Consider the following 13,005-nt stretch of genomic DNA (forward strand, 5'->3'; position numbering starts at 1 on the left):
GTAAGTAAAAATTTAAAGCGTGATTCCAAAATGATGTGTAATGCAAAAGAATTAAAAAATTGAGCTGCGAAGCGCTTCGCAAAAATAGCCACAAATGATGGATTAATTAAGGTATTCGAGAAAAATATAGGGAAAATTGAAAGGGTAGATTGTAGAAATAAAAAAAAACAGCGCTATATCAATATAGGCGCTGTTTTATAGTAATAATTAAGATTTACAGTCGATTATTGGCCGTAAATATTTACACGGTCGCGTAACTCTTTACCTGGTTTAAAGTGGGGAACATATTTACCTTCCAGTTCCACTTTATCACCTGTTTTTGGGTTACGGCCAACACGTGGAGCACGGTAGTGAAGAGAAAAACTGCCGAATCCACGGACTTCAATACGCTCGCCTTCAGCTAACGTATCAGCCATATGCTCAAGTATTTCCTTTACAGCTTCCTCAACGGTTTTCGCTGAAAGATGAGACTGCTGGCTAGCCAGTCTTTCAATTAATTCAGACTTGGTCATAGTACCTCCCTAAACTACCGATACAAAGGGGTAACCGAAGTTACCCCCACTTAATTATTCGCCTTTAGCTGCTTTGAAAGCTTCAGCCATTGCATTGTTGCCAAATGCAGTATCTTCTTGCTTGTTCACAGCTGCGACAGCGTCTTTCTCATCAGCTTCGTCTTTAGCGCGAACAGACAGGTTGATTACACGGTTTTTACGGTCAACACCAGTGTATTTAGCTTCAACATCATCACCAACGTTCAGAACCAGAGTTGCATCTTCAACACGGTCACGTGAAGCTTCTGATGCACGCAGGTAACCTTCAACGCCCAGAGTCAGCTCTACAGTTGCACCTTTAGCATCAACTGCGATTACTTTACCAGTAACGATTGCGCCTTTCTTGGTTGCTGCCAGGTAGTTGTTGAATGGATCTTCAGCTAACTGTTTAACGCCCAGAGAGATACGCTCACGCTCTGCGTCGACTTGCAGAACAACAGCTGCGATTTCGTCGCCTTTTTTGTAGTCACGAACTGCTTCTTCGCCTGCAACGTTCCAGGAGATGTCAGACAGGTGAACCAGGCCATCGATGCCGCCGTCCAGACCAATGAAGATACCAAAGTCAGTGATTGACTTGATCTTACCTTCAACACGGTCGCCTTTGTTGTGAGTCTCAGCGAATTGCTGCCATGGGTTAGATTTGCATTGTTTCAGGCCTAAGGAGATACGACGACGTTCTTCATCGATATCCAGAACCATAACTTCAACAACATCACCAACGTTAACAACTTTAGATGGGTGGATGTTTTTGTTAGTCCAATCCATTTCTGAAACGTGAACCAGACCTTCAACGCCTTCTTCGATTTCTACGAAGCAACCGTAGTCAGTCAAGTTAGTAACGCGACCAGTCAGTTTAGTACCTTCTGGGTAACGTTTAGCGATTGCGACCCAAGGATCTTCGCCCAGTTGTTTCAGACCCAGAGAAACACGAGTGCGCTCACGGTCGAATTTCAGAACTTTAACATTGATTTCATCACCAACGTTGACGATTTCGCTTGGGTGCTTAACACGTTTCCAAGCCATGTCAGTGATGTGCAGCAGGCCGTCAACACCGCCCAGATCAACGAATGCACCGTAGTCAGTAAGGTTCTTAACGATACCTTTAACTTCCATGCCTTCTTGCAGGTTTTCCAGCAGTTGATCGCGCTCAGCGCTGCTTTCAGATTCAATTACAGCACGACGAGAAACAACAACGTTGTTGCGTTTCTGATCCAGCTTGATTACTTTGAACTCAAGCTCTTTGCCTTCCAAGTGCGTAGTATCACGAACTGGGCGTACATCTACCAGTGAACCTGGTAAGAAAGCACGAATGCCGTTCAGTTCTACAGTGAAACCACCTTTAACTTTACCGTTGATAACACCAGTTACAGTTTCAGCTTCTTCGTAAGCTTTTTCCAGCATCAGCCATGCTTCATGACGTTTAGCTTTCTCACGAGACAGAATAGTTTCACCGAAACCATCTTCTACTGCATCCAGAGCTACATCGATTTCGTCGCCAACTTGGATTTCCAGCTCACCCTGAGCATTTTTGAACTGTTCTACTGGGATAGCAGATTCTGATTTAAGACCTGCGTCTACCAGGACTACGTCTTTATCGATAGCAACTACTGTACCGCGTACAATAGAACCAGGACGAGTTTCAATATTCTGCAGGGATTCTTCAAAGAGTTGAGCAAAAGATTCAGTCATATTAATGATCTTCAAGTGTCTTATATTAACGTCCATCTAGCATCCCGCCAAATGGGGTTGTTTCACATACCCCACAACATTCCTTGTCGCAAGGTTTTAACCATGCTAGAAAATAACCAGCATGGAGGTAATTGCGTATATTATCTAATTATAAGCTAAAATAAAGCCTATTATCACGATAATTGTAGAATTTTTTTCGCGTAGGTGCGTGCTTTTTCAATAACTTCCTCAATAGACATACTTGTGGAATCCAGCACTAACGCATCTTTAGCGGCAATAAGAGGAGCAACCGGACGGTTACGATCCCGATAATCGCGCTCTTGAATTTCGGTCAAAAGTCGCTCAAAGTTAACATCAAACCCTTTCTCCTGCAACTGCTTCATCCGGCGATGAGCTCGCTCCTCGGCGGAGGCATCCAGAAAAATTTTCACTGGCGCATCAGGAAAAACCACCGTACCCATATCACGACCATCAGCGATTAAACCGGGCATCATTCTAAATGCTCGTTGGCGTCTTAACAGTGCTTCTCGCACACGTGGGAACGTGGCTGTTTGAGATGCGGTGTTCCCGACGGTTTCTTGCCTAATTTCATTAGACACATCTTCACCTTCGAGAATAACTTTTAAACGATTTTCTTCAGGTACAAAACGCACATCTAAATTTGCAGCTAAAGGCACTAAAGCATCTTCAGATTGAATATCGACGTGGTGATGCAGAGCCGCTAACGCTAATACGCGGTAAATCGCACCAGAGTCTAATAATTGCCATCCAAATTCATTTGCTAATGCTTGGCAAAGAGTACCTTTACCCGCTCCGCTTGGTCCATCAACGGTGATTACAGGGGCGATAGCCACCATAAAAAATCTCCTTTCCTGCAAATAGCTTCAGCTACCCGCAATTAAAATCTGTGGGAGTATTATACCTACTCATCGATATTGTGAAATACGCAGGTGAGTTTGTTACAAATAAAAATAGATGAAGGTAAGGAAAATGAAAGGAAAAAATTGGTTGATAACACATTGATGTTAATCAACCAATCCAATTCAGTTAGTGACTTAATCGTGCGAGTTGCTGGAAATAATCAGGGAAAGTTTTTGCTGTACAACCCGGATCTAGAATCGTCACAGGGGTATCGGAAAGCGCTACCAATGAAAAGCACATTGCAATACGATGGTCATTATAGGTTTCGATTTCAGCGTGTTTTATCTGGGCTGGTGGTACGACACGGATAAAATCATGCCCTTCTTCTACTTCCGCGCCCACTTTACGCAGTTCGGTCGCCATTGCATATAAGCGATCTGTTTCTTTTACTCGCCAGTTATAAATATTACGAATAACTGTCTCGCCCTTTGCAAATAGAGCGACCGTTCCGATAGTCATCGCTGCATCTGGAATAGCGTTCATATCCATATCAATGCCGTTCAGAGTGCCACGCTCACATTCAACGTAATCATCCCCCCAGCGGATAATTGCGCCCATTTTTTCCAAAACGTTAGCGAACTTAGTATCACCCTGTAAGCTATTACGGCCGATCCCAGTGACTCGGACTACGCCGCCTTTAATCGCTGCTGCGGCTAGGAAATAGGAAGCGGAAGACGCATCCCCCTCGACAAGGTACTCACCCGGGGATACATACTGCTGCTGACCTTTAATCACAAATTTTTGGTATTGATGATTTTCAACATCCACACCAAAGGTTTTCATTAATGCCAGCGTAATGTCGATATACGGCTTGGAAACCAAATCACCCGCAATAGTAATTACCGTGCCCTGAGAAGCTAAAGGCGCTGCCATTAGTAATGCGGTTAAAAATTGGCTAGAAACTGAGCCATCTACGGAAATATTCCCACCGATAAAGCCGCCGTTTAAGCGCATCGGAGGGTAATTTTCTTGTTCAAGATAATCAATATCAGCACCGCCTTCTCTTAAGGCATCAACTAAGTGACCGATTGGGCGCTCTTTCATTCTAGGCTCGCCTGTCAGCACAATATTATTTGCGCATAATGACAGTGCTGCTGTTAATGGACGCATCGCGGTGCCCGCATTACCTAAAAAGATCTCAAGCTCACCTTGATGAGATAAACAGCCATTTATCCCTTCAACTTGGCAACGAGTTTTATCTTCAGATAATTGATATTTAACACCTAGTAGGCTTAATGCATTCAGCATATGGCGAATATCATCACTGTCTAATAAGTTAGTCAGTACCGTGGTGCCTTTTGCCATGGCGGCTAATAGAAGTGCGCGGTTGGAGACACTTTTTGACCCCGGCAGATTAATGGTGCCATTAATTGAAGAAATTGGTTGTAATGTCAGGGATTGCATGAAAAGTGATTTCTCCGATGTGATTTGCTACTTTTTTATCGTTATTTAAATTAATAAGCCGACTCGTTCTTCCTGAGCAAATCGGCTTGACTACTAGTACATCATAAATTAGGCATGATGGCGTTCAAAATCAGCCATAAAGTCAACTAACGCCTGAACACCCGCCAGCGGCATTGCATTATAAATAGATGCGCGCATTCCGCCTGAAACCTTGTGGCCTTTTAGTGATAATAACCCTTGGTTTTTAGCATCTTCGATAAATGTTGCATCCAATGCAGGATTTTGCATTTGGAATGGTACGTTCATCCAAGAGCGGTTTTCTACCGCGACGCGGTTAATATAGAATTCACTGTCATCAATTGCGCTATACAGTAACTGTGATTTTTCATAGTTACGCTTTGCAATTTCCTGCAATCCGCCTTGCTCTTTTAACCATTTGAAAACCATACCCGCTAAATACCAAGCAAAAGTTGGCGGAGTATTGAACATGGATTCATATTGCGCAAGTACCGTGTAATCGAAAACAGATGGCGTTTGAGGTGAAGCTTTGCCTAGTAGGTCTTCACGAATGATAACCAGCGTTAAACCTGCTGGACCAATATTTTTCTGTGCACCGGCATAAATCACACCATAGCGACTTACATCGATAGGTTTAGATAAAATCGCAGATGAATAGTCAGCAACAATAATTTTGTCCGCAGGGAAATCAGGCTCTTCATGGATAGCTAAGCCACCAATGGTTTCATTCGGGCAATAATGAACATAGGCTGCATCTTTGCTTAATGGCCATTCGCTCATTGGTTTGATGCTGACAACACCATTATTTTCTTGAACGACATCAATAACATTCGGTGTGCAATATTTTTGAGCTTCTTTGGCTGCCGATTCAGACCAATAGCCACTGACAATGTAGTCAGCTGTCGTTTTATCTCCTAACAGGTTCATTGGCAGCGTGGCAAAGTGAGCACGAGCACCACCATGACAGAATAAAACTTTATAGTTATCAGGGATATTTAATAAATCGCGTAAATCTTGTTCTGCTTCTTTCGCAACTTCAATAAAATCCTTCCCGCGATGGCTCACTTCCATCACAGAAACCCCTAAACCTTTCCAGTTACAAAATTCTTGCTCTGCACGGCGCATGACTTCAATGGGTAACATTGCCGGCCCTGCGCTAAAATTATAAACCTGACTCATTGACCTTACCTACCTTCAATATTGTTAGTTAACATCACTCAGATACCTAAAGTTGTATCATTCCGTGCCACTAGCTGCAACGGTTATTACGTATCGATGACAAAAACAAAAGGTCAAATTTGAAGGGTAAAAAAAGAAAACAATTTTGTTAATAGCGTCACAGAATCAGCTACCGCAATTTTATGAAGTAATGTGTGCTAAAAAGGGGATAAAATCTCGAATCTGATTTATTTTGTAGTCGGGGATTTAATGATGAAAAGCGGGCGATTACCACCCGCTTTAAAGACAATAATTAGCTAATGACTTTACTGACGATTTCAATCGCTTCTTTCTCAATCAAGTGAAGATGTTCTTCACCACGGAAGCTTTCACAGTAAATTTTGTAGGCTTCTTCAGTACCTGATGGGCGAGCGGCAAACCAACCATAGTCAGTCATGATTTTTAACCCACCAATTGATGCACCGTTGCCCGGAGCCGCCGTTAAACGCTGAGTAATTTTATCACCCGCAAGTGTGTCTGCTGATACCATTTCTGGCGACAATTTGCTTAACTTAGCTTTCTGCTCGTGGGTCGCTTTCGCTTGGATACGACTGTAGATTGGTGCCCCAAATTTTTCAGCGAGTTTATTATAACGCTGCTGAGGGTTTTCCCCTGTTACTGCTGTAATTTCTGCAGCAAGCAGACATAAAATAATTCCGTCTTTATCCGTCGACCATGGCGTGCCATCAAATTTTAAAAATGAAGCACCAGCACTCTCTTCACCACCAAAACCAAGGCTGCCGTTAAATAAACCATCCACAAACCATTTAAAACCGACAGGCACTTCAATGAGTTCACGGCCAATATCATTAACAACACGGTCAATCATGGCGCTGGAAACTAACGTTTTACCTACAGCAACTTCTTTGCCCCATTGAGGGCGGTGCTGGAATAGATAATCAATAGCAACAGCAAGATAGTGGTTAGGATTCATTAACCCGCTTGGGGTAACAATACCGTGGCGATCATAATCCGGATCGTTCGCAAATGCTAAATCAAACTTTTCCTTCATGCCCAGCAAGCCTGCCATCGCCCAACGAGATGAACAGTCCATGCGGATCACACCATCGTGGTCTAATGGCATAAAGCGGAATGTTTGGTCTAGCTGGTCATTAACAATTTCAATATCTAATTGATAATACTCTGCAATTTTTTTCCAGTATTCAATACCGGAACCACCCAGAGGGTCGACACCGATTTTTAATCCTGATTTTTGGATAGCTTGCATATCCACAACTTCGCCGAGCGCACGAACATATGGCATCACCAGATCTTGTTCTGTTACAAAACCACTCGCCATTGCATCAGCAAAATCTAAGCACTTCACGCCATCAAGATCGGCTGCAAGTAACTGATTAGCATTCTGCTCAATAACCGATGTTAAATCTGTATCTGCAGGACCACCGTTAGCTGGATTGTATTTAATTCCGCCATCTTCTGGTGGATTATGGGATGGTGTAATTACGATGCCATCGGCAACATCTTGATGTGCATTGTTATAGCTTAAAATTGCGTGGGAGATAGCCGGAGTTGGGGTAAAACCGTTATCTTCTTGAACAATAACATGAACTTGGTTAGCTGCTAATACTTCAATCACCGACATAAAAGCCGCTTCTGACAAAGCATGGGTATCTTTACCCACATAACAAGGTCCTGTTACTCCTTGCTGCTTACGCAGATCCGCTATCGCTTGAGCGATTGCCAGAATGTGATTTTCATTAAAGTTGTTACGCAGCGAACTACCACGGTGCCCAGAAGTCCCAAACTTGACGGCCTGAGAAGACACATCGGGATCTGGCTGTTGGGTATAATATTGAGCCGTTAACTGAGCAACGTTAATCAAATCACTTTGAAATGGAAGCTGCCCTGCTCGTTCATGAATTGCCACTTGTTATCTCCCAAAGCACTGATGCTTAGCGTGAAACACCAGTGACTTCACAATGTTTAGATGACTATCAAGGTTAGATAGCATTACTAAGATTAGATAGTATTTACCAAAGTTAAATCGTATTGCCGACTTTTTCGATGACATTCGCTGGGAAGTTCATCTCTTGCATAATCGCATCAATCATACTGCGCTTGCGATTAGTGTTGGTATTGGTGATAACCCAATACGGCGTGCCCGGTATATGGCGAGGTTTTGATTGCTTGCCCGCAGCCAGTAGTGTTTGCTCATCACCAGCAAAATAAACACGGGTACGACCATGCATGGATTCTGTTGCGCTCTCAAAGCTTTTCGCATCTAAGCTATATAGCGTTGAAAGAATTAGCATAAAGCGATCAATTGCCTTATTTTTTTCTGCATAAGCATCAGATAATAATAATTCTCTGATAACTCTCACAGGGTTTTGAGCAACCACCTTGGTATTCATCACCGGCACATCTTGTGACGCTAACGGTGCTACACTCACTTCTTTTGCGGGTACTGGCTGCTGCGCGGATTTGAAATTTAGCATACGGCGTAAAATATCCGATGCACTTTCACCGATATGCTGTGTGTGACTTGCAATATAGCGGTAAAGCTCTTCATCAACTTCTATCGTTTTCATTTTTTCCCAGTACTTTCTTAATCTAAAATTCGCGCCAGATTATAAGCCAGATTTAAAAAAAACAAAACAATTAAAATTTCAATAACTTAAAACAAACAACGAGTTAAGTTTCATGGGATTTCAGTAGGTTACCTTGTTATGATTATACAGATTTGGTTTTTTGGCATCACCATGCCATGATAAGTCTTCAATCTGACAAACAACATCAATCGTAGTCCAAATATGACCGAATTACTCAATTATACAATCCATAAACCTGAAAATCCGATCACCGTCACCCCCGTCGTTTTGATCCATGGACTCTTTGGTGACCTGAATAATTTAGGTGTTTTAGGTCGTGACTTACAAAACTATTTCGATACTATTCAAATCGATGTACGCAATCATGGTGACTCATTTCGTTCTGACGAAATGGAATACCAACAAATGGCCGAAGATGTGATTTCACTCGTAAAATCCCTTGGTTACGACAATGCCATTCTTATTGGACATTCTATGGGTGGAAAAATTGCCATGGCTGCCAGTGAAATAGCACCTGATTTCATCGAAAAAATTGTGGCCATCGATATCGCACCTGTCGCTTACAACGTTCGCCGCCATGACGAAATTATTGCAGCGCTAGAAGCAACAACTCAAGCGCACGCTAAAACCCGTCAAGAGGCTAGCGGCATTATGCGCAAATTCATTCCCGAAGAAGGTGTCATTCAATTCTTACTAAAATCCTTTAAACAAGGTGAGTGGAAATTCAACCTTTCGGCAATCAAAGCTAACTATGAAAAGATCATCGGGTGGAAAACGGTGCCTGCATGGGATAAACCCGTGTTACTTATCCCCGGCGGAAACTCACCCTATGTTCAAGCCGAGTACCGCGACAGCATTGCAGCTCAGTTTCCTCAAGCCAAAGCTTGGGTGGTTGCTGATGCTGGGCACTGGGTTCATGCCGAAAAGCCGGAGCATGTACTACGAGCGATTCACCGATTTTTAGCTATTCACGACTAATCTATCCGCCTTGACTCCCACAATCCTGATATTGAATATTCAAATCTTCAATATCAGGATAAAAGACATCCACTAAATATATTCATATTCAAATAATAAGACGAACTTCAATACACTTGTAATTATGATGACTGTATTATCTACCTTGACTAAATAATTATATTTTTCAAATCGATATATACACAGACATTATTAAATATACAGGATGATGAATATACACAATGGAAAGTGTCAAAACACAATCAACATTATATTTTATTAGCGTTATTGCAAAACTTTCTGGCGAAATTGATTATGATGATTTCAAACAGAAAACAGAGAATATAAATCAAATTCAAGATTATATTAAAACAATAAAAGATAATTATCAGATTAAATGCAAGAACAAGCATCAGCGCGATAAAAGTATCACAAAACTACCATCCCCTACCATTCTTTATGATAACAATGGTCATGCTTTTCTGTTAGCTAATCATAATCAAGAACAAGTACTCATTCAGCGTTTTGGTCATCCTGCGCCTGAAATATGGAGCCATGAAGAGCTACAGAAAAATTGGAATGGGAATTGGCTTCACGTCAAAGTTAAACAAGGAAAATTCGATATTTCATGGTTCCAAACGGAATTTATGAAGTACCGTACAATCATCACTTGGGTATTAGTTTTCTCTTTTATTTTACAAATATTAGCGCTAGCCGCCCCCATTGTGATGCAGGTTATTATGGATAAGGTACTTATTCATAATAGTTTATCAACCTTGGATGTTTTAATTTTCGGTTTAATCGTCGCGGCGATTATTGAAGTCATCTTAAAAGGGCTGCGAGAATATATTTATAATCATACCGTCAATCGAATTGATATGACGTTAGGATTAAAGTTAGTTAATCACTTATTGCACCTGCCTATTTCATTTTTTAAAAATCGACAAATTGGTGCCATTGTTACTCGAGTTAAAGAATTGGAAACTATTCGCGAATTCTTAACCAGTAGCTTTTTCACTCTGTGTGTCGATGTTCTGTTCTTGTTCGTTTTCATCTATGTAATGAACTTGCTTTCCAGCACCCTCACCTTACTTTTCCTCTGTTCTATTCCCTGTTATTTATTGGTTGCTTGGTGGCTCACACCGAAAATTGAAGCCGCAGCGCAGCAACAGTTTGCCAATATTGCAGTGAATACCTCATTCTTGACAGAAAGCGTTAATGGGATTGAAACCGCCAAGAGCTTATCCATTGAACCGAGCTTTACCCGTCGTTGGGATAAACAAACGGCAGATATGAGCCAAACCAATTTTGTGTCTGGGCAAATCAGTTCACGCTCTGAACATATTGTCATGGTCATTGAAAAGGTGACGAGCGCTATCATTTTATGGGTTGGCGCATCTGAAGTTCTTGCACTGCAATTGACTATTGGGCAATTCATTGCCTTTCATATGATGGTCAACCATGCAAACCAACCCCTCGTGAAATTAGTGAAATTATGGGGAGATTATATTCGTACCAAAGTGGCGGTCGAAAAGCTGTCTCAAATCATCAATCTTCCGCAAGAACAGAGCAAAAAAGGAAATGAATCTCGACTCAGTGGCAATATTCAATTGCATAACATTAGCTTCCGTTATCAACCTAATATGCCGACCGTCCTCAATAACTTTAACCTTTCAATAAAAGCCGGGGAAACCATTGGTATTGTAGGCACATCAGGCTCAGGGAAAAGTACTCTCGCTCGGCTAATTTTGCGTTTATACACCCCAGAAAAAGGGGGAATCTATCTTGATGGAACACCAATTACAGCACTTAGCCTTGCTTCCCTAAGGCAGCAAATTGGTATTGTTTTGCAAGAGAATTTTCTATTTCATCAGTCTGTTTTCGACAACATTGCTCAAACTCGCCCTAATGCCTCGATGGATGAGGTTGTGAATGCCGCAAAAATGGCGGGTGCCCACGATTTCATCCTTAAACTACCAATGGGCTATGACACAATCTTAGCCGAAGGCGGTTCCTCTCTTTCTGGAGGGCAGCGCCAACGCATCGCCATTGCCAGAACACTGTTATCGGATCCGAAGATCATTATTTTCGATGAGGCCACCAGCGCCTTAGATGATGAATCCCAAGCTATCATCCAAGAAAATATGCAAGAAATAGCCAAAGGACGTACCGTAATTACTATTGCCCACCGCCTTTCGACGATCCGTAATCACCAGAGAATTATCGTAATGCAGCAAGGGTAAATTGTTGAGCAAGGCAGCCATCAACAATTAATCGAGAACAATCAATTCTATACACATTTATGGACGCTTCAGCAGTCTCTTAAATAATGACACGGATGTTAACCATGAAAAAAAAACCAACGCTCTCTCGCTATAACAGTTTTCTACCTGCACATTTAGCTATTCTAAAAACACCGCCTTCTTATTTGGCATTTACCATAGCCATCAGTATTAGTGTTGGTATTTTTATCGCTATTGCTTGGTCTTATTTTGGCAAATTAGATATTCAAGCGACTACTCAAGGAAAACTCATCGTTTCGGGTCGCACCCAAACCATTCAAGCTTTTGAATTAAGCCGCTTACAGCAAATTCACGTTGAAGATGGGCAACAGATAAAGCAAGGGGATCCACTGCTCAGCGTTAAAGTATTAGGCGTAGACCAAGATATCCTTAGTCAGCACTACCAAAAAAACTTTCACGCCAGTGAAGAAATGATCCACCATGCCCTACTCAACCAGCAATCCATTGAAATTTCTGCTTATTACAGCCAGTTATCAGCTGCTGAGCAAACTCAAGCACAACTCAGCTATCAAACCATTAAAAAAGAGTATGAAACCTTACTCAACGAAATAACCAATGAAATTCAGCTTAATCGCGTTAACTTTCAAGCAAGAGAACGAGAGTTAAAAGACATCAATATCTTAATGAATAATATTAAAAAACGGCTCGATGCGCATACCGCCCTGAGTCAAAAACAGTTAATCAGTCAAAAAGAATTTTTAGAACAGGAGCGTGAATTACTACTCGCAAGAAAAGAAAAAACCACCAAACAATCCGAACTCTCTATATTAAATAGCCAACATCATGCTTTGCTCGAAAAGCAAGATAGGATTAATGCGCAAAAACACCAAGAATGGCATGAGAAATATCAGCAAGCTAAATTCAAATTTGTTTCTCTTGAACAGGAATTGATTAAAAACCAAGAGAGAAATCAGCTTGAAGTTATTCGTGCTCCAGTAGATGGGACCGTGCAACAAATTGCGGTTTATACCCTTGGAGCTGTATTACAACCAGCACAGCAATTGATGGTTATTGTGCCCAATAATCATGTGCAATTAGCTGAAGTCAAAATACTGAATAAAGATATCGGCTTTATTCAAGAAGGTTTAAAAGCGGATGTCAAAATTGACGCCTTCCCTTATACCCGCTATGGGACTATCGAAGGCGAGGTATTGTCCATTTCCCGCGATAGCACGCAAGATGACAATCTAGGTCTCGTCTATTTAGCGCAAATTGGTTTAAGCAGCAAACAGCTATTGGTGGAAGGCGAGCAAATTGAAATGACTCCAGGCTTGTCTATTGTCGCTGAAATAAAAACAGATAAACGACGATTAATTGACTACCTATTAAGCCCAATTAACGAATATACCGCCACAGCCATGAGAGAGAAGTAAT

At 41.7% G+C, this 13,005-nt stretch carries 9 protein-coding genes and 1 pseudogene; 3 read left to right on the forward strand and 7 right to left on the reverse strand.

The genetic code is table 11. The features are described from left to right. Window positions 1–224: 224 nt before the first annotated feature. The 7 genes from ihfB to seqA form a co-directional block, all read right to left on the reverse strand. A complete protein-coding gene (gene ihfB / locus GKR61_RS01865) occupies window positions 225–512 on the reverse strand; it encodes an integration host factor subunit beta (protein ID WP_006657810.1) in 288 nt (95 codons plus the stop codon). Between the two features lie 54 nt (window positions 513–566). Beyond that, complete coding sequence (rpsA, locus tag GKR61_RS01870) at window positions 567–2,240, reverse strand: 30S ribosomal protein S1 (RefSeq protein ID WP_006662163.1); 1,674 nt, start codon at window positions 2,238–2,240, stop codon at window positions 567–569. Window positions 2,241–2,413: 173 nt separating this feature from the next. Further along, the gene (gene cmk / locus GKR61_RS01875) at window positions 2,414–3,097 is read right to left on the reverse strand and encodes a (d)CMP kinase (protein ID WP_036951769.1); all 684 of its coding nucleotides are present in this window, start codon (window positions 3,095–3,097) and stop codon (window positions 2,414–2,416) included. A gap of 190 nt (window positions 3,098–3,287) precedes the next feature. After that, on the reverse strand, window positions 3,288–4,565 hold the full coding sequence (gene aroA / locus GKR61_RS01880) for a 3-phosphoshikimate 1-carboxyvinyltransferase (RefSeq protein WP_154639500.1): 1,278 nt from the start codon (window positions 4,563–4,565) through the stop codon (window positions 3,288–3,290). A gap of 108 nt (window positions 4,566–4,673) precedes the next feature. Next, window positions 4,674–5,762 carry a 3-phosphoserine/phosphohydroxythreonine transaminase gene (gene serC / locus GKR61_RS01885; protein ID WP_154600327.1) on the reverse strand — a complete coding sequence of 363 codons (1,089 nt, stop codon included), beginning with the start codon at window positions 5,760–5,762 and terminating at the stop codon, window positions 4,674–4,676. Between the two features lie 292 nt (window positions 5,763–6,054). Then, window positions 6,055–7,689, reverse strand: a complete 1,635-nt coding sequence (gene pgm, locus GKR61_RS01890) for a phosphoglucomutase (alpha-D-glucose-1,6-bisphosphate-dependent) (RefSeq protein ID WP_108478911.1) — start codon at window positions 7,687–7,689, stop codon at window positions 6,055–6,057. A 112-nt stretch (window positions 7,690–7,801) separates the two neighbouring features. After that, window positions 7,802–8,350, reverse strand: coding sequence for a replication initiation negative regulator SeqA (gene seqA, locus GKR61_RS01895; protein WP_036951779.1), 549 nt, complete (start codon window positions 8,348–8,350; stop codon window positions 7,802–7,804). Between the two features lie 222 nt (window positions 8,351–8,572). On the opposite strand from seqA, the gene ybfF reads away from it, so the two are divergent. From ybfF to GKR61_RS01910, 3 genes and pseudogenes are all read left to right on the forward strand, one after another. Continuing rightward, window positions 8,573–9,349, forward strand: a complete 777-nt coding sequence (gene ybfF / locus GKR61_RS01900; RefSeq protein WP_036951782.1) for an esterase — start codon at window positions 8,573–8,575, stop codon at window positions 9,347–9,349. A gap of 221 nt (window positions 9,350–9,570) precedes the next feature. Then, window positions 9,571–11,658: pseudogene (locus GKR61_RS01905) on the forward strand (peptidase domain-containing ABC transporter). 17 nt (window positions 11,659–11,675) lie between these two features. Continuing rightward, on the forward strand, window positions 11,676–13,004 hold the full coding sequence (locus tag GKR61_RS01910; RefSeq protein WP_230083106.1) for an HlyD family type I secretion periplasmic adaptor subunit: 1,329 nt from the start codon (window positions 11,676–11,678) through the stop codon (window positions 13,002–13,004). The last annotated feature ends 1 nt before the right edge of the window (window position 13,005 follow it).

Source organism: Providencia sp. wls1916 (genome assembly GCF_009706585.1).
Taxonomy (GTDB): Bacteria; Pseudomonadota; Gammaproteobacteria; order Enterobacterales; family Enterobacteriaceae; genus Providencia; species Providencia lanzhouensis.